Source organism: Ensifer sp. R-19 (genome assembly GCF_049905105.1).
Classification (GTDB): Bacteria; Pseudomonadota; Alphaproteobacteria; order Rhizobiales; family Rhizobiaceae; genus Ensifer.
The window spans coordinates 329,628-347,071 of record NZ_CP184571.1; the positions used below are offsets into that span (position 1 = coordinate 329,628).

At 60.3% G+C, this 17,444-nt stretch carries 19 protein-coding genes and 2 pseudogenes; 8 read left to right on the top strand and 13 right to left on the bottom strand.

The window, feature by feature from the left end:
• Window positions 1-7: 7 nt before the first annotated feature.
• From ACN9MO_RS32010 to ACN9MO_RS32055, 10 genes are all read right to left on the bottom strand, one after another.
• The gene (locus tag ACN9MO_RS32010; protein ID WP_162733653.1) at window positions 8-343 is read right to left on the bottom strand and encodes a conjugal transfer protein TrbH; all 336 of its coding nucleotides are present in this window, start codon (window positions 341-343) and stop codon (window positions 8-10) included.
• A 105-nt stretch (window positions 344-448) separates the two neighbouring features.
• Entirely contained in the window at window positions 449-1,258 is an 810-nt protein-coding gene (trbG, locus tag ACN9MO_RS32015; protein WP_113737549.1) for a P-type conjugative transfer protein TrbG, read from the bottom strand.
• A 17-nt stretch (window positions 1,259-1,275) separates the two neighbouring features.
• Window positions 1,276-1,938 (bottom strand): conjugal transfer protein TrbF, encoded by a 663-nt coding sequence (gene trbF, locus ACN9MO_RS32020; protein WP_113133061.1) that lies wholly within the window; start codon window positions 1,936-1,938, stop codon window positions 1,276-1,278.
• Between the two features lie 24 nt (window positions 1,939-1,962).
• Complete coding sequence (gene trbL / locus ACN9MO_RS32025) at window positions 1,963-3,180, bottom strand: P-type conjugative transfer protein TrbL (RefSeq protein ID WP_425989223.1); 1,218 nt, start codon at window positions 3,178-3,180, stop codon at window positions 1,963-1,965.
• Complete coding sequence (trbJ, locus tag ACN9MO_RS32030) at window positions 3,177-3,953, bottom strand: P-type conjugative transfer protein TrbJ (protein ID WP_425989226.1); 777 nt, start codon at window positions 3,951-3,953, stop codon at window positions 3,177-3,179. Before trbJ ends, trbL begins: the two co-directional genes overlap by 4 nt.
• Window positions 3,946-6,396 carry a conjugal transfer protein TrbE gene (locus ACN9MO_RS32035; RefSeq protein WP_113133063.1) on the bottom strand — a complete coding sequence of 817 codons (2,451 nt, stop codon included), beginning with the start codon at window positions 6,394-6,396 and terminating at the stop codon, window positions 3,946-3,948. The genes trbJ and ACN9MO_RS32035 overlap by 8 nt, the downstream gene beginning before the upstream one ends.
• 10 nt (window positions 6,397-6,406) lie before the next feature.
• Window positions 6,407-6,706, bottom strand: coding sequence for a conjugal transfer protein TrbD (locus tag ACN9MO_RS32040; protein WP_112997045.1), 300 nt, complete (start codon window positions 6,704-6,706; stop codon window positions 6,407-6,409).
• A complete protein-coding gene (locus tag ACN9MO_RS32045; RefSeq protein WP_057251463.1) occupies window positions 6,699-7,073 on the bottom strand; it encodes a TrbC/VirB2 family protein in 375 nt (124 codons plus the stop codon). The genes ACN9MO_RS32040 and ACN9MO_RS32045 overlap by 8 nt, the downstream gene beginning before the upstream one ends.
• Window positions 7,063-8,028: a P-type conjugative transfer ATPase TrbB gene (gene trbB, locus ACN9MO_RS32050; protein WP_113737551.1), complete on the bottom strand. Its 966-nt coding sequence runs from the start codon at window positions 8,026-8,028 to the stop codon at window positions 7,063-7,065. Before trbB ends, ACN9MO_RS32045 begins: the two co-directional genes overlap by 11 nt.
• Window positions 8,025-8,660 carry an acyl-homoserine-lactone synthase gene (locus tag ACN9MO_RS32055; protein WP_113737552.1) on the bottom strand — a complete coding sequence of 212 codons (636 nt, stop codon included), beginning with the start codon at window positions 8,658-8,660 and terminating at the stop codon, window positions 8,025-8,027. Before ACN9MO_RS32055 ends, trbB begins: the two co-directional genes overlap by 4 nt.
• A 479-nt stretch (window positions 8,661-9,139) precedes the next feature.
• On the opposite strand from ACN9MO_RS32055, the gene repA reads away from it, so the two are divergent.
• From repA to ACN9MO_RS32085, 6 genes and pseudogenes are all read left to right on the top strand, one after another.
• The gene (repA, locus tag ACN9MO_RS32060; protein WP_162733654.1) at window positions 9,140-10,363 is read left to right on the top strand and encodes a plasmid partitioning protein RepA; all 1,224 of its coding nucleotides are present in this window, start codon (window positions 9,140-9,142) and stop codon (window positions 10,361-10,363) included.
• Window positions 10,360-11,379 carry a plasmid partitioning protein RepB gene (gene repB, locus ACN9MO_RS32065; protein WP_113133067.1) on the top strand — a complete coding sequence of 340 codons (1,020 nt, stop codon included), beginning with the start codon at window positions 10,360-10,362 and terminating at the stop codon, window positions 11,377-11,379. Before repA ends, repB begins: the two co-directional genes overlap by 4 nt.
• 206 nt (window positions 11,380-11,585) lie before the next feature.
• Window positions 11,586-12,800, top strand: a complete 1,215-nt coding sequence (repC, locus tag ACN9MO_RS32070; protein WP_113737553.1) for a plasmid replication protein RepC — start codon at window positions 11,586-11,588, stop codon at window positions 12,798-12,800.
• 501 nt (window positions 12,801-13,301) lie between these two features.
• Window positions 13,302-13,553, top strand: coding sequence for a FitA-like ribbon-helix-helix domain-containing protein (locus tag ACN9MO_RS32075; RefSeq protein WP_057251457.1), 252 nt, complete (start codon window positions 13,302-13,304; stop codon window positions 13,551-13,553).
• A complete protein-coding gene (locus ACN9MO_RS32080) occupies window positions 13,550-13,972 on the top strand; it encodes a type II toxin-antitoxin system VapC family toxin (protein WP_058324702.1) in 423 nt (140 codons plus the stop codon). The genes ACN9MO_RS32075 and ACN9MO_RS32080 overlap by 4 nt, the downstream gene beginning before the upstream one ends.
• 21 nt (window positions 13,973-13,993) lie before the next feature.
• A pseudogene (locus ACN9MO_RS32085) lies at window positions 13,994-14,881 on the top strand (integrase); the annotation flags it as partial.
• Here the strand turns inward: ACN9MO_RS32085 and ACN9MO_RS32090 are convergent.
• Both ACN9MO_RS32090 and ACN9MO_RS32095 read right to left on the bottom strand, forming a co-directional pair.
• Entirely contained in the window at window positions 14,866-15,111 is a 246-nt protein-coding gene (locus ACN9MO_RS32090; RefSeq protein ID WP_425989349.1) for a hypothetical protein, read from the bottom strand. The pseudogene ACN9MO_RS32085 and the gene ACN9MO_RS32090 sit on opposite strands and share 16 nt — an antisense overlap.
• Window positions 15,112-15,456: 345 nt before the next feature.
• The gene (locus ACN9MO_RS32095) at window positions 15,457-15,663 is read right to left on the bottom strand and encodes a cold-shock protein (protein ID WP_057251455.1); all 207 of its coding nucleotides are present in this window, start codon (window positions 15,661-15,663) and stop codon (window positions 15,457-15,459) included.
• Window positions 15,664-16,099: 436 nt separating this feature from the next.
• On the opposite strand from ACN9MO_RS32095, the gene ACN9MO_RS32100 reads away from it, so the two are divergent.
• On the top strand, window positions 16,100-16,354 hold the full coding sequence (locus ACN9MO_RS32100; protein ID WP_057251454.1) for a type II toxin-antitoxin system VapB family antitoxin: 255 nt from the start codon (window positions 16,100-16,102) through the stop codon (window positions 16,352-16,354).
• Window positions 16,354-16,740: a type II toxin-antitoxin system VapC family toxin gene (locus ACN9MO_RS32105; RefSeq protein WP_113737928.1), complete on the top strand. Its 387-nt coding sequence runs from the start codon at window positions 16,354-16,356 to the stop codon at window positions 16,738-16,740. The genes ACN9MO_RS32100 and ACN9MO_RS32105 overlap by 1 nt, the downstream gene beginning before the upstream one ends.
• 48 nt (window positions 16,741-16,788) lie before the next feature.
• On the opposite strand, the pseudogene ACN9MO_RS32110 reads toward ACN9MO_RS32105, so the two are convergent.
• A pseudogene (locus ACN9MO_RS32110) lies at window positions 16,789-17,066 on the bottom strand (type II toxin-antitoxin system Phd/YefM family antitoxin).
• Between the last annotated feature and the right edge of the window lie 378 nt (window positions 17,067-17,444).

The window sequence follows — 17,444 nt, forward strand, 5'->3', positions numbered from 1 at the left end:
CAGGTTCCTATCGATGACGCGTGACGGCGAGCGGTGTCGCGGGCTGAGCACCTGCTGGACTCGTCCGGTAAGCGCGCGTCAGGGTAACCTCAGGTGTCGATAGCCGCACGAGAACGACATCTTCGAACGCCGTGCTGCCATAGGTGACCTCAGTTGCCGGATTTTTCGCCGGAGCCTGTTCCTCTTTGGCGAGCACCGGGTACCCCCAGAGCTTGAGTGCAGTTTCGAGCGCTTCGCCCGATCGGTCGCCTGGGGACACAGAGATCGAAGGTGGCTTCTCGTTTCCCATCGCTTCGACGAAGCGGCTTGCCATATCGCCGGCAATTGCTGTTTCGGCACTCATCGAGATTTCTTGAGGAAGCGCGTCAATCGTCGGCGAAGGCGCGCCACCTTGGCAACCACTCACAAGGACTGCGACGAGAATGGGCGCAGCAAGACCCCTCATCACCTACCCTCCCCTTCTGATCGTGACTTTCTCCTGGCGCCATCCGACGCCCGAGACGAGAACTGCGCGCTCAACATCGAAATCGACGATCATCACCCCGCTCTTCATTCGGTAATTGACGACCCTGTTCTGGCCGCCGGAAACAACGAAGAGGACTGGCGCGTCCTGGCTGGCGATCGACTTCGGGAACTGGATGTAGGTTTTCTGTCCATCCGAATAGACCCGTGTCGGTTTCCAGCGGGCTCGACCGTTGATCGAATAGGTAAAATCGAGCCGTTCGGCGGGGACGCTTCCGGCGCCCGCCTCCAGCCGGGCATTGGCATCGGCGAGGCTCGCGGACCTGTCCTCCTGATAGGCAAAGCCGACGCGCGCCATGTAATGGGTCGGATGAGACTTCAGCTGGATATGGTAGGTGCGCCTCGACGTCGTCACCACCATGGACGTTGTTATCGAAGGTTCGGACGGCTTGATCACGAGATGGATCGCCTGCCCGCCGGCGGCGCCAGATGTCGCCGCCTCAATCTTCCAGCGAACGGTATCGCCAACGAGCACGTCACGCACGATCTCGCCCGCCTGGAGCTCGATGTCACACACCTGGAGTGGGGAGCACACGATCGATGGTTGGCTAGCGCCGTAAAGGAAGATGACCTTGCCATCGGGTCCGGTCGTGGTAACGCCGGAAGCTGCCCGCCATTTTGCCGACAGCCGGGCCGCGTTCGCTTCCTTCGTCGTGATCGCTTCGCCGTAAACGGCTCCGCTCGGCACCAACGAACCCAAAATCAGTGCCAGCAAGGCTGCTCTACCGTAACTCACGACTTTTCTCCTTCCCGTCAAAGCTGCGCCGTCCAATCGAGATCCCTGAGGTAGAGTCCGATTGGATTGAAACGGATAACCGCCTCATCCTGTGGCGCCGTCAGGGTGACCGTCGCGATCCCGCGGAACCGCCGCACGCCGGTCTCCTTGCCGGCCCGGTCGCGTTCGAACTCGGTCCAGTCGACCTGGTAGGTCTGGTCCGAAAGCGCCACCACGTTGTTCACCTCGATCGCGACGGTTGCGCGGCGCGCCCTTTCGAACGGCGAATTGTCCCGGAACCAGGCGTTCACTTTGCCCGTCGCCGGATCGGCGTTCCGAAGCAGCGCATAGGTTCGGTCGATGTATTGCTTCTGGACGACGGCGTCAGGCGTTACGGACCGGAAACTGGCAAAGAAGCCTGCAAGCGAGGCACGCACAACGCGCTGGTCGGCGTAGTCAATCTGCTCGGGGAAGCCTGCGCTGACGGCCGCTCCGAGCTTGTCGACCTCGACGATGTAGGGCACGAGCTTGACCTTCGAACTCTGGTAGAGCCCATAGCCGAAACCGATGATCGAGATCGCCATGGCGGTCGTCCCGATGATGCGCCAGGCGATTGCTGATCGAACATAGGAGCCGTAGCGTTCGTTCCACTCCTGGCGCGCGGCGATGTAGGGGTTCTCGGGGGCATCTCGGGCAGCCATCAATCATGATCCTCCTTGAGCGCTTCAGTGGTCTGTAGGGTCGGGCGGCGATCGCCTGCCTCTACCGTGGGCAGAGGCCTTGTTGTCGAGCTTGTCGTTGGCAAGGCCCATCAAGGAGGAGGCGTGAGCGCCGGGCGCGCCGATTGCCTTGTCCTTTGCCGCTGAACCTGCTGCCTGCGCGCTGGCGGCGGCACCATGCTTCATGCCGTGAAGAGCTGAGGCCGTAGCCGATGCACCGGCCGCTCGGGCGGACTTTGCCGCCGCAAAGCCGGAAGCCGTCCCTCCGGCCGCGAGAAACGCAGCGCCGGTCGCAAAGGAAGCCGCCTGGCCGCCGTGTCGAATCGCCTCCATTCCGCCGGTGACCGATGCGCCTTGGACGACGCCCTGCAGAATGTTTGGAACGTAGATCGCAATGATGAAGACGACGACCGAGATGCCGGCGATGGCGAGCGTCGTGACGAATTGCTGTGTTTCTCCAGTCGGAGCGCTGGCGAGACCCAAAAGCACTTCCGAACCGATCCGGGCAATCATCACGAGCGCCATCAGCTTCAGCCCGACGCTGAACGCGTAAACGAGATAGCGCACGGCAAAGTCCTTCGTATTGGAAGAACCTCCGAGCCCCAGCATGATCATTCCGGCCAGGAGGCCGACATACGCCTCGACCATGATGGCGACGAAGATTGCCGCGACGAGCGAGAAGGAAATCACCACCACGACCATTGCAAGGACCGCCGCAATCGCCAGCGCATTGTCTTCGAAAAGCCCGAACTGGATCTGCTTCGACATGTGCGAAGCGACTTGCATCCCTGCGTCGAATATATCCGCCGGCGAGGCCGATCCACCACTGGCGCCGATCTGAAAGAGGCTGTCGACCACGCTCTTTGCAAAGGTAGGGCCTTGCTCGAGCGCGAAGGCGAAGAGGCCTATGAAGATGATTCGACGTACGAGCTCGGCAAACCAGCTGTCGAGCGACGCTGCCTGTAGAGCAAGCCACACGGCAGCGATTGCCACTTCGATACCGGCGAGGATCCAGAACAGAGATCGCGCGGCCGAAAGCACCCGCGCCTCCCACCCCTTGGCAGCGGCGGCGATCTGATTTTCGAGTTCGGTTAGGACGCTTCCATCCTGTGCCTGGACCTCAAGGGCAGAGCCGAGCAGTAGGCAGGACATCACGACAAATGACCGAGCTAGCTGGGCGGAATTGTTGCTGAATGGAGAGGTGTTGAGGTCGAACTTGCTCACCAGCGAAGCTCCATCTTCTGCCCTCCAGGACCGAATTGGGCCGGCCCATCGAAAAAACGCTCCCGTCTGGCTTGGGCGAGATCCTTGTCCGTCTGGTTGCTTTGGTACCAGGTCGCCGTCATCGTCATCTGCTGGGATACAAGGCCGCGCAGCTTCTGGATTTGCCCGACTTGCTCGGCGGCTATCTGGTGGCCGACCTGAAGCGCCTTCATTTGCCCATCAGAGGTTTCCGAGAGCGAACGAAGCGAGCGCATCGTCGCCTCTTCGCTCGAAAACTGCGCCGCGGTGAGGTTCGCAGCCTTCAGTGTGCCGGTGATGGTGTCGCGATTGGTGTCGGACCATGTCTGATAGTGCGACGAGAATGTTCTCCCATCAGGCAATCCGGTCTTGAAGTCGGCGTAGCTTGCGAAGCGCTGGCGCAGGACGTCATCGGCGTTGCCCATGGAGAAGGATATTCCCCGGCCGCCATCGACGACCTGTTGTAGGCGACGGAGATCCGCTTCGATCTTTCCCCACGCGTGGTGCGGAAGGCGAGCGGTGTTCTGCAGCATGTTGTCGTAAATCTTCAGCTGGTTCTGGATCTGCTCGGCAAGCTGACCGATCTGCTTTACCTGGTTCTCGATCTGGACGCCGGACTTTTCCAGCAGGTTGATGAGCTCGGCATTATTGGCAAGCTGGGTCCATTCGGTGGCCGCACCCGTGGCCCCGCCAGCGCGTGCCGGATAGTTGCTTGCCGCCATCGCAAGGAGCGACAGGACCGCGAACTCAGTCATCTGCAAGAAGCGTTTCCGCATCGGGAATCCCCCTCGATTTGAGCCATAGGGTGGGCCAGTTTCGGCCGTGATCGTGATGAAGCGCGCGAATGCGCTTGAGATCGTCCTTGCCGGTTGCACCGGTGAAGGCGAGCGCGAGCGGACCGAGAGACATATCGAAAAGGCGCCGGCCCTCCGGAGAGGTTACGTAGTATTCTCGCTTCGGCGTCGCCGCCGCGATGATCTCGATCTGGCGTTCGTTGAAACCCATTCGCTGATAGAATTCTCGGGCGCCCGGCTGGCGGGCGGCGGCATTGGGAAGGCATATCTTCGTCGGGCAGCTTTCCCTCAGCACATCGATGATGCCGGAACGTTCGGCGTCCGAGATTGACTGGGTCGCAAGCACCACGGCGCAATTTGCCTTGCGCAACACCTTCAGCCATTCGCGGATACGATCGCGAAAGACCGGATGGCCGAGCATCAGCCACGCCTCGTCGAGAATGATGAGGCTCGGGGCGCCGCTCAGTCGCTTCTCGATGCGGCGGAAGAGGTATGTGAGTACCGGAACGAGGGTGCGCTCGCCGAGGCTCATCAGTTGTTCGATCTCGAAAGTCTGAAAGTCACCAAACGAGAGTGTATCGGTCTCGGCGTCAAAGAGGCTGCCCAATGGACCGTCGAGCGTATAGTGCCGGAGAGCATCCTTGATCGCCTTGAGCTGAACACCGCTCACGAAATCGGACAGGGACCGTCCGGGGGACCCGGCCATTAGTTCGATTTGACGGGAGATCGCATTGCGTTCATCGGGCCCGATCGATGCGCCCTGCAGTTCTGCGAGTGTCTCGATCCATTGGCTCGCCCATGCTCGGTCCCCCTCCCCTTCCAGATCGAGAAGCGGGCAGAAGCAAAGAGCGGCCCCCTCCCCTTCCCCTCCGATATCGTAGTGATTACCGCCGACGCCAAGCGTCAGGGGCAGCATCGAGTTTCCCTTGTCGAAAGCGAATACCTGCGCTCCGAGGTAGCGGCGAAACTGCGCAGCAATCAGTGCAAGCAACGTCGATTTTCCCGATCCCGTCGGACCGAATACGAGCGTATGGCCGACGTCATCGACATGGAGGTTGAGACGGAAGGGTGTAGAGCCAGAGGCGACCTGCATCAAAGGCGGCGACTGCTGCGGCAGATAGGGGCATGGTGCAGTTGGGTTCCCGGCCCAGACCGTGTTGAGGGGCATGAGATCGGAAAGATTGCGCGTATTGATCAATGGCTCGCGAAGATTGCAGTACCAGATGCCGGGGAGGCTGCCGAGATAGGCTTCGGTCGCATTGAGCGTTTCGATCCGCGCTCCGAAACCTTCCGCCTGGATCGCTTGCCTGATCATCTCGCATTTGTCGCGGACAGTAGCGCTGTCGACCCCAAAAACAATGACGACGGGCGTGTAGTAGCCATAGGAAACCAGTTCGGATGATGCCTGGGCGATCGCGTCCTCCACCTCGGCGACCATGGCGATTGCATCCTGGTCGACGGATCGACTGTCCGTCTGAAAAAGCTGGTCGAAGAATGGGCGAACCTTTTGCTGCCATTTCTTGCGGGTGCGTTCGAGGCGTTCACGAGCTTCCTCGGGATCCAGGAAGATGAACCGTGATGACCAACGGTAGCTGAGCGGCAGGCGATCCAGATTGTTCAGAATTCCGGGCCAGCTTTCCGATGGCAGCCCATCGATCGCCACCACGCCCACGTGGTGATTGTCCACGATCGGGTTGATACCATGGTGGAGCTCGGCTGTTGCCAGCCAATCGAGGTACATCGCTATGTCGGGCAATCTGACCGGATGGTTCTCCCCGGTGATGCAAAAGCGAATGAACTGGAAAAGCTCATCGAAGCGGTGTCTTCGTGCTCCGTTGCCTGGATCGAGTTCTCGCGTTGCCATGCGGCGAAGCGAGATCCAGTTTGCGAGATACTGTTCGACCTCGCGGGCACGGGTCCGAAAAAGATCAAGCGCCGCGTCGGCGAAGCCCTTCTGACGACTTTCAGGGTCGGCGTAGACATATCGCGCGAGCCCGCGTCGATTTGCTTCGAGCGGACGTTGCGTAAGGATGAGGCCGTGGCGGCTCTCGAAATGTGCCCCCTCCCTTTCGAAATGCTTCCGGCGTTCGGCATCGATCGCGCGAGTAATCGGATCGGGAAAATACGAGCGGTCGGCGCTCGGATATGTGGCGGCGTCTATCCGCAGCGCCTCTATCTGGATCATCCACCCAGATCCCAAACGAGCGAGAACCGCGTTGATCCGGCGCGATATTTCGTTGCGCTCCAGGTCCGTGGCACTCTCGCTGTCGGGGCCTGCGAAGTACCACCCTGCCATCAGTGAGCCGTCTTTCAAAAGGATGACCCCATTGTCGACAAGTGCGGCATAGGGCACGAGATCGGCAAAGGAGGGTTCGGTCGAGCGGAAGCGCGCTAGATTGACCATCGCGACACCGTCAGCCCTTCCGCCATGGCGTCGCGGTCGGGCGATAGGTCCGCCGATAGCGCATGTGGCGGATGTAGACCTTGCGCATGAGGGGATCTGCTTTAGCCATCCGCCTCAAGACGCCGATCGCCAGGATCCAGAGGGTAAGGCCGATCAGGGCCGAATAGACGGTCAGGACGACGAAGATCAGGATGACCGCCGCAAGCCCCGTGACGAGGACGAGCTCGCGATCGGCGCCCAAGAGCAAGTTTGGGCGAGAGAGGGCACGATGGATACGGTTTCGCTCGAGTAGGCAGAAGACCTCAGGCATTGCCCGCGCCTCCCCTCGTTTCGGTGTGGAAGACGTTGAGCGAATGGTCGCCGATCGATGCGCCGGTTGCGCCGAACAGCTGGACGATCTGTGTCGCGCCGAGCAGGAGACCGGCGACGAGCACGATGTAAAACAATCGCCTGGCGAAATCGTTGAGCTCGCCGCCGAAGATCAGCATACCGCCTGCGACGGCGACCGCGGCAAGCGCGATGAAGCCGGCGACAGGGCCTGTAATCGACTGCTGAATTTGTTCGAGTGGACCCTCCCAGGGCAGACCGCCGCCCGAGCCGGCGAACACCGGTTCCCCGCTGAAGAAGGTCAGCAGTCCCGCGAGAGCTACCATTGCGATTCGTGTTTCACGCTGCATGCCGTTCCCCTCCTTGATAAGGCTCCAGTCGATAAGCAGTCCCGTCGTGTCCAATGAGGCGCATAGGCTCTCCGAGCCGCCGGCCGGTCGCCGTGCGTTCGATCGAAACGACGAGATCGACTGCTTCGGCGATGACGTCTTGCATTGGCTGCCGGCTTGTCTCCGCGGTCAGCTGCTCCAGCCTGCGAAGTGCCGAACGCGCGGAATTGGCGTGCACCGTCGCGATGCCTCCGGGGTGCCCCGTGTTCCATGCCTTGAGAAGAGAAAGGGCGGCCGCGTCTCTGACTTCGCCCACGATGATCCGGTCCGGTCGCAGCCGGAGTGTGCTCTTCAGCAAGCGCGCCATGTCGATCTCGTCGCTGGTGCGCAGCGAAAGGACGTTGTGCGAGCCGCAACGTATTTCGACCGTGTCCTCAAGGATGATGAGGCGGTCATCCGGTGCGACCGTCGCGATCTCGCAAATGAGCGCATTTGCCAGTGTCGTTTTGCCGGAGCCGGTCCCGCCTGAGACGAGGATGTTGAGCCGATCGGCAACAGCCCTTGCTAGGAGACGAGCCTGCTTCCCCGTCATGAAGCCATCGTCCACATACTGCTCGAGAGGAATGAGACGCGAAGCGCGCTTGCGTATGGAGAAGGATGGTGCAGCGACGATCGGTGGCAGCAGCCCCTCGAAACGGTGTCCACTGACCGGCAGCTCGGCCGACACGATTGGTCTGTGTTCGTCGACCGCCGTACCTGTCGCATGGGCTATGCTGCCGATTGCGATCTCGGCGGCGGCGGTATCCATTTCTCCAAGGCGCGCGATCGATTGACCGAGGCGTTCCACGTAGAGGCTGCCGTCCGCGTTGAGCATGATCTCGACGACGCTCGGGTCATCGAGTGCAGCCCGAATTGCTGGACCAAGGGCTTCCTCGAGCTTGCGGACAAGGCGGGGAAGGGAGCGGCTATGCGTCATGACAACACCGACGAGGTCGGTGCGGCGGGGCGATCGAAGGTTGAGACATACCCAACCGGCCTGACTTGCTGGAAGATGCCTGCGTCAACCGAGAGAACACCAGCCAAGGCTGTTGTCTGGCCTACCATTTGCGGCGGTCCGAGCCGATGAAGCGACCACCCGGCAAGCCCAAGGATGCGCTCGACGGCAATGTCGGTGACCGTGACGACCTCGGTGTATCCGCGCGAAAGGCACCATTCGAGGATGCCGGCAAACATGAGGCGGGTAACGTGGTGGAGACCGCCGCGACCCTTCCGTTGTGTGGTCGTATCGACGCAGAAGCGCGAGCTCTCGATCATCCGCGCGTGCGGGTGAAACGCCTGCTCCGAGACGAGTTGCGGGAACACGGACAAAAGCATCGTCTGACCCATGGCGGGGAGAAGGCGAGCACAGCCGACTACTTCATTCTTTGCAGAGATAGCGAGTATGTAGACGGGATGGAGATCGTCGAACTGGTCGCGCTCCTGGCCATCGCGCGCGGCGACCTGCCAACCCAGGCGTTCATCGAAGACCTTCGCGCGGAGCGCAAACATCTGGTCGAGGAAGTGCCGGGCGCCGCTCGAACCGCCATTCTCAATGGCAATCACCATCATCAGTCGTCCTCCTCCGTTTATTGGAGGAGAAGTGCTACGACTGAGGACGCGTCGCGAGGGGCAAAAATGCTCCTGAAATTTCGCCACGTCGATTCTAGGGGCAGAGAAATCTTCCCTGACCGAAGGGATGTGCGGCTCGTCGGAGAATAGCCAGCGCATTTTGAACGTCGAAATGTGGCCGGTCGTGGCTGATGCACCGACGCTGATTCGGGCGGGTGGGGTGCAATGTGTGGGAGATCGCCGCGCTAACGACGTCGGTCAGGTGAGCAAAAGTGTGCGTAAACTCATCGGGTGGCCTAGATTGCATTCAGCAAAAAAGACTGCAATTTCAGGGAGTAGGCCGGTTTTCAACGCTGAGGGCTCGCGTTGAGCGTTAAGGCTTTGTTAACCCTATAATTCTGGACGGTTCGGGAGAATCGTGTTCTACCTCTTGGCGGGCAATGGTCGGTAAACCGGCTTTAGGCCGCCAAGAGGGAAAAATGGCGATAGCTAGACGCGCAGAAACTGACGTTCAACTCAAGGAAGACGCTGCCGCCAAGATCTTGCGGCACGCCGGTCTTTTGTCGAGCCAGCTGCAGCAGCTGCGGACCCGCATGTACCCGCCGAAATCCGAGAAGACCTTGAGGTCATTTCTCACCAACGAAGTTTCGAAGCTGACATCCATACCGGATTCGACCCTGAAGCTGATGTCATCCGAGGGTCGCGGGCCGACGCCAAGCCGCCTTGAGAACAATCACAGGGTCTATACCCTCGCCCAGATCAACGAGCTTCGGGAGCTGTTTGCCAAGCAGAAGCCTGCCGAGGCCCTGCGCTTTCTGCCTCGCCGACGCCCGGGCGAGCACTTGCAGGTCCTCGCGATCGCGAACTTCAAGGGCGGAAGCGCCAAGACGACGACCTGTGTTCATCTTGCGCACTATCTCGCTTTGCAAGGCTATCGCGTTCTCGCACTCGACCTCGATCCCCAGGCATCGCTCTCTGCAATGTTCGGCGCACAGCCGGAAATCGATGTCGGCGCCAACGAAACGATCTACGCGGCGCTTCGCTACGACGACGCTGAGCGGCGGCCGATCAGGGACATCATCCGCAAGACCTACTTTGATGGCGTCGATCTCGTTCCCGGCAACCTCGAAGTCATGGAGTACGAGCACGAGACCCCTCGTGTCCTGGCGCATAAGTCGAGCTCCGGTGCAATCTTCTTCGAGCGTCTGAAGCTTGCCCTGGCGGATGTCGAAGAAGACTACGACATCGTCCTTCTCGATACGCCGCCGTCCCTTGGCTTCCTGACGCTCAGCGCAATCTACGCTGCTACAAGCATGGTCATCACCGTTCACCCCGCCATGCTGGATGTGGCGTCCATGAGCCAGTTCCTCCTGATGATGGGCGATCTGATCAGCGTTTTGAATGAGAACGGTGCCCAACTCGACCAGGACTTCATCCGATATCTCGTGACGCGGCATGACCCAAACGATGCCCCTCAGTCGCAAGTCGTTGCGATGCTACGGCATATGTTCGGGACAGACGTCCTCCTGCCCACTGCCATCGAAAGCACAGCGGTTGAAGCGGCCGGCTTGGCAAAGCGTTCGATCTACGAGCTCGAAATGGGCCAGATTGGGCGTGATACCCATAAGCGCGCCCGCGAAGCCGTCGATGCGGTCAATGAGGCGATCATCCGCCTTGTCAACGATAGCTGGGGGCGGCCATGAGCAAGTCTTCTCGCAAGTCGATTGTCGCGAGCTTCGGTTTGCTGTCTCAAGAACTGGAGAGCAAGCTCGCAGACGACCCGCACCCTGTGCCACCTCCTGCCCCGTCGCCGCGTGTCGGCGCGGGCGTCGTCGGTGCAGCACATCGTGCTATCGATGACATCAGGGCTGAACGGGACCGTTTGAGGGCGATCGTCGAGACAGGCGGGGGGGCGATCCTTGATCTGGATCCCGCGTTCATCGACCCTTCCCCCTATCCCGACCGGCTGCCGGACGACGACGCCGGCGATTTTGAGACGTTCAAGGGTTCGATCGAGTCCGAAGGGCAAAAGGTTCCTATTCAGGTTCGGCGCCACCCGTCGTCCTCCGGGCGCTATCAGATTGTCTATGGCCACAGGCGCTGGCGTGCTGCCAGGGAGCTTGGGCGCGCCGTTCGTGCGCTCGAGGTTGAGATCTCCGACCTGGATCTGGTCGTCGCGCAAGGCATCGAGAATGCCAGCCGGCAGGACCTGACCTGGATCGAGCGGACGCTGTTTGCATCGCGAATGGATGATGCCGGAATCAAAGCGCGGAACATCTATGCGGCACTGTCGATTGCGGATGCAGAGCTCGCTCGTATGCGCGGCGTCTATCGATCAATACCTGCCGATGTGATCGAAGCGATCGGGCGGGCTCCCAAGGTGGGGCGGCCGCGCTGGATAGAGTTCGCGAAAACCATTGCAAGCAATCCAGGTTCTCTAGCTGTGGTTCGGCAGGTGCTCACGGATGCGGGTGACGGTGTATCGGTGTCGGATCAACGATTCCAGCGGGCTTTCGAAGCGATAAAGCCGTCGACCCAGCCGCGAGAGGACCGCAATGAACTAGCGGCCAGCGATGGCATGAAACTGGGTGCCTGGAAGATGTCGCCCAAGGAGCTTCGAATCTCGGCGGACGGCCCTCTCGGACTTGAGTTCGTGAAGTTCGTCGGGAAGGAGTTGCCAGCCCTCATTGAACGCTTCTCTCGCGAGCGTGAAAATTAGAACCCTGACACTGTCAGAGGGTCTCATTCGACAAGGGAATACGGAAAGGAACACCGCAAAAGAAAAAGGCCCCCAAACGTTGCCGTAGTGGAAGCCTCTCTCATATCTGGACAATCTGAGAATCGCATTTCCACGAATCCCCGTCAAGAGTGATTGGCACCGAATTTGGTGAGCGGACTTCTTTTGCCTTTTGAGAGGTGAAGGAAATGCAGAGTGGAAGTGTGACGACGCCCTTCGGGCGGCGGCCGATGACGCTTGCGCTGGTAAGACGGCAGATGGCATCCACCGAGATCAGTTCGGACAAGACGGCTGACAAATGGAAAGTGTTTCGTGACGCCTGCGAAGCCAGGACGCTTCTCGGGCTACAGGATCGTGCACTTGCCGTGCTTGACGCGCTCTTGAGCTTCTATCCTGAGACCGATCTGCGCCAGGGAGCGTCTCTCATCGTCTTTCCGTCGAATGCTCAGTTGTCGGTCCGTGCGCACGGTATCGCCAGCGCCACGTTGCGGCGACACTTGGCGACGCTCGTTGACGCTGGCCTGATTGTTCGCAAAGACAGTGCAAATGGGAAGCGTTATGTCCGCAAGGACAGGGCTGGCGACATCGAGGATGCGTTCGGGTTCGATCTTTCCCCGCTCCTTGCCCGATCGGAGGAGCTCGCGCAGATGGCCCAGCAGATGGCGGCAGAACGCGCACTGTTTCGCCGGACCAAAGAGGCGCTCACCATTCGCCGACGCGATGCCCGTAAGCTCATCTCGGCAGCGATCGAAGAAGGCGCGAGCGGCGATTGGGGCAAGATTGAAGGCGTGTACCTGGCGCTCGTAGCCCGGATACCGCGATCTCCGACGATCCACGACCTGGCATCGATCCTCGAAGAGATGGATCTTCTCTGCGCAGAGATAGTCAATCAGTTGGATGTTTTGGATATTTCTGAAAATATGAGCAGCAATGATGCTCATATTGAGCGTCACATACAGAATTCAAATACCGAATCCACCAATGAACTTGAACCTAGCTCTAGAAACGAGCTGGGGGCGAAGGCTGAGCCAGAAAAGCCGCCACTGAGGGAGCCGCTGAAGGCATTCCCGTTGAGTATGGTGATGCGGGCCTGCCCTGAGATCACGATGTACGGACAAGGCGGGACCATATCGAGCTGGCGCGACTTGATGGCGGCGGCCGTGGTGGTGCGTTCGATGCTGGGGGTGAGCCCGAGCGCTTACCAGGATGCTTGCGAAGTGATGGGACCTGAAAATGCGGCGGTTGCCATGGCGTGTTTGCTCGAGCGGGCAGGACACATTAACTCGGCCGGAGGTTACTTGCGCGATCTGACGTCAAAGGCGCGACGCGGCGAATTTTCACTTGGCCCTATGCTGATGGCCCTGTTGAGAGCGAGCGGAAGCCCCGACCGGCAGGTTGGGTAGACGATGTCCGTCCCGGTTTTCGCATTGTCGTTCCTGGCGGAACCGGACGCGACAGTGGCAACCCGTGCAGTATGCGGCCGATCCTGAGAGGAGAGCACATTGGCTTCTTCTGACGTGCGGCCGACAAAGTCGGACCGTTCGTGTGGACCCCCGCTTGAGGCATGCGCTTCTCGATGGTGGACAGTTTCTGTGGCGGGGCTCAAGCAGGTTTCCGAGAAGATCCGGGCGCCGCCGTCTGTGCACCATCGGTGTAGAAGCAGCTATCATGAGATAGATCCGGCCGAGTTACCGCCACGCCCCTCGAACAGTGGCAACTCATTGTCGGCGACCAGGAACGGTCCCGACCTGGGTCGATCTGTACCCAACCCTACCGCGAGGTCCCGGGTAACAGCCATGTTTCGCTCGACGTTTTGCCTACTCCGGCCGCGGAAACTGTGGCTCCAATTGAAAAAATGCCATCATTGCACTATATGCAATCAATGATGACTGGAGGCGATTTACATGGCCAGCATGACCATTCGCAACATCGACGATCGATTGAAACAGAGGCTGCGAGTCCGCGCAGCGACCCATGGCCGATCGATGGAAGACGAGGCCCGTGATATCCTGAAAATGGTGTTGGCGCAGCAGGAGACAACGGCGGGAAACCTCGCTGGCGCGATCCGCGCGCGCTTGCAGCCGCTTGGCGGCGTCGAGCTGCAAATTCCCGCGCGCGAACCGATCCGTGACGCTCCGGATTTCTCTGCAATATGATCGTTCTCGACACAAATATCATATCTGAGCTGCTGTTACCGGCTCCCGAGCCCGCGGTTGTCGATTGGCTTGCGGAACAGCCTCCCGCCGCCATCTTCACGACCACGATCACTGAAGCCGAAATCCTATATGGTCTACGCCTGCTTCCCGATGGTCGCCGCCGGCGCGACCTTGAAGCGGCAATCTTGCCGATCTTTGCGCAAGACCTCGCCGGTCGCGTGCTGCCGTTCGATCGGGAGGCCGCAGACGTTTATGGGATGATTGCAACTGAGCGGCGCAAAGCGGGTCGCCCGATCAGTCAGTTCGACGCCCAGATCGCCGCCATCGCCCTTTCGCGTGGCGCCGCGCTGGCAACTCGGAATGTTCCGGATTTCGAGGATGTCGGTTTGGTAATCATAAACCCGTGGCGGGACAGGTAAGGTGGCGGACGCCGCAAATCGATCGACGTTACTGCCGGCTCGATACTGCATCGAGCCGAGCAACTCGACGCGCTTGATGCCATCCTGCCGTTCGACCGTCGCGACCAACTCGCTGCCCTGTTGACGGACGACGACGTCGCCACGGGCAGCCCCCTCCCCTGGTCGGCGCCGGAGAGCCTGCTACTTAAGTTCGTCGCCCACCATCTCTGGGACCCGGACAAGTGCGCGGAAGATCCAAGCCATGGCATGCCGGCGGAGGTGGAAGTTGGCTTGCGTTCCCAACCTCTGTTGAGCGCCGACGGGCCGCATGCCCCCGAGACCGTGCGGCGCCGGTTGACGAGCTGGTCGATCCTTACCCGTTGGCGCGGCCTGACAGGCGCCTTCGATGGTTCCTCGCTCAAGTCGGCGCCACGGTTTGCGGTCCGCAGCCAGCGCTCGGCCGCGTCAACGCAAGAGCAGACAAGCGGTGACCGGCGATATCCTGGCAAAGCTGCTGCAGGCCTGCAGCCGGCGAGCGCCCCGTCAATCTGCGCTATAGGGCACTGCTTCTGACCGCTTTCGCCTCCGGCGGCCGTCGCCGGTCGGAAGTGGCCGCGCTTCGTGTCGAGGACCTGACAGATGGGGATCCCGTGCAGACCGATCCGGCAGATCCTGGCTCCCCTCCCCTGCCTGTCGATCCGTCTCGGTCGCACCAAGACGACCACGAACGATGATGACGACCAGGTGTTTCTGATCGGTCGGCCCGTGCTGGCTTTAAAAGGATGGTTGGAGCAGGCCGGTCTCAGGAACGGTCCGGTCTTTCGGCGCATCGATCAGTGGGGGAACATCGATCGCCGTGCGCTCACGCTCTTCTGGCTCACCTCCCGCCTCCGATCTATCGCGCAGGTCAGCGGCTACTGCACCGCCCTTCCCCAGGCTTCGGCCCGCTGCATAAGCGACGCCATCTCTGCCTTCAAGTGATGCGAGCGTTGGAGGTCGGCGGCGCGCTCGGCATTTTGTCGCGGATCGTAGAACACGCCAATTTGCGCACCGGCCGCCTTTCGCTCCGCTTCCAACTCCGCCGTAAGTGCGGCCAATTCGGCCTTCACCGCAAAATAGCGTCTCATCACGACGATGAGTTCGCGGTCGTCCGTTTTCATCATCGCTCCCGAGATTCTGTTTGCATGAGGACAATGATGATCAACAACAAGGGCAGAATCGCGATGGTTCATTAGACCTCACAGTTTGGCGCAACGAAAAATGTCTGGCGTAGAAGGAGGTGGGCCACCCTAGCGTGAGTGACCGCCAGCGGAGCACGAGGAGCGCTGCCCGTTGGACCGAAGCGCTTCAGGAGGCGTGGTTGCTCCAATAAATGGATAATGGCGTTACCGCGCAGTAAGTCCAAGCCATCACGCCGGGCGGTGTGGTTTCTGTCAGACGTTACTGCAAGCGAAAAAGCCCGAGCAATCCCGGCCCTCCCCAAAAGATCGCCGTGCGAAATCGGCCTAGGCCTGCAAATTGTCCGCCGACATCTTGCCTGACTTGCGGTCCGAAACCAGTTCGTATGTGATCTTCTGACCATCTTTCAGCTCTCGCAGCCCAGCCCGCTCGACCGCAGAAATGTGGACGAAGACATCAGCGCCGCCGCCATCCGGCTGGATGAAGCCAAACCCCTTCGTCGCGTTGAACCATTTCACGGTACCAGTCGCCATAGTGTCTTCCTTCGATCATTTGCCGTGCCGCCCCAACGGCGGACATGGCTTGCCTCTACGCGTGAACAATTAGACGCTTTCGCGCCCCGGACAAGGCTGAATTCATCTCGAAGGACTGTCAACCTGGCGTGGTTCCGACGGCACGATCATTTCTGTGGTGCTTCATCTTAGGAGGCGTGTTTCTCAACTTTGCTGCCGGCAGGCGCGTTTGAGCGCATCAGCGCCATCAGCATTGGCCCGAGCGAAAACTTTTAAGTATCGATAGGGATCGATTTAGAGTCGCAGACGACCTGCGTTCGGGGCAATCACAGCCGATTAAGAGCCAAAGTCTTGCGCGCGAAAGTCCGGAAGGTTCGGCCAGATACGATGTCCTGGCGCTTGTGTCCCAGCCGGAGCGAGGTAGAATATAGACGATTAGGCACCAAGGAACCAGAGAATGGCACTGAGCATCAAAGATCTAGAGACGGAACGCCTTGCCAAGGCACTGGCCGAGAAGACCGGTGAAACCATTACCATGGCGACCCGCCGCGCACTGGAGGAACGGCTGCGGCGCCTCGCAAATGCCGCAAGTCGCGATGTCCTTCTCGAGGAACTGGCCGCCAGCCGTAAGCGTTGGGCCAAGCTGCCGATTGTCGACAACCGCTCTGCCGACGAGATCTTGGGGTATGACGAAAACGGGCTCCCCAGCTAATGGTCATCGACACGTCCGCCATCGTCGCGATCGCATTCAATGAGCCCGAAGCAGAAACCTACGAACAAAAGGTCGTCGACGCGCCACGGCGCTTCATTTCCGCGGCGACAATCCTTGAACTCGCCATCGTCATCGAGGCGCGCCTCGGCGAGGCAGGTGCCGCAGAGCTCGATCTGTGGCTTTACAAGGCGGGTGTCGAAATCGTCGCCGTCGACGCGGAACAGATCGCGGTGGCAAGGCGAGCCTGGCGCAGCTATGGCAAGGGCCGACATCCGGCCTGCCTGAACTACGGGGACTGCTTCTCCTATGCGCTGGCCAAGACACGCAATGAACCGCTGTTGTACAAAGGCGATGATTTCTCCCGCACAGACATCGAGGCGGCGTGACATGGCATCCACTGCACCAGGGAACCGCAAACGCAATGATCCGAGATATCAGTCGGCAGGATGCTTGTTCGTCAGCAGTTCGGCATTGAGATGATCAAGGCCCGGCTCCATTTCGGACTTTTCGACGGCGGCGCGATCGGCGCCGCGCAGGTCCGCCGTCGCCTCGACGCGACGGTCGCGCCGCGACAGCCGCAGATAATCCTCATAGGCAAGCAGCACGATGCGCGGCCGGCCATTCTTGGTGATGATCACCGGCTCACGCACGGCGGCATCCTGGTAGGCGCCGAAATCTTCGAAACCGCCGCAGCGGTGACGGTCGACGTCATTTTGATACTCCTTTTTCCGGAAAGAACGGATTGTCGTAATTTCGGCAAGGCCCCTGGAGACTGTGGTCCGATGATCGACAACCATAGAAGGGCGGCTTCTGACAGCCAAGCGGTGCATCGAGAGCATGACGCGCTCGACGCGCTCGACGCATCCTGCCGTTTGATCGGCGCGACCAACCGGCTGCGCTGCAGGATCAGGTATCAATCATGATGGATCTGGAGTCGGAAACGCCGTATGTCAGCCGCCCTGGATCACCGGAAACGCCGGAAATCCAGGCATTGCAGTCCCTTCCTCACCCTTGTTCAGCGGACTCATTTGCCCGATCGGATGGCCTGGACCTCACCCGAGATTTCGTTGGACAGACCCCTGGTTAGAGA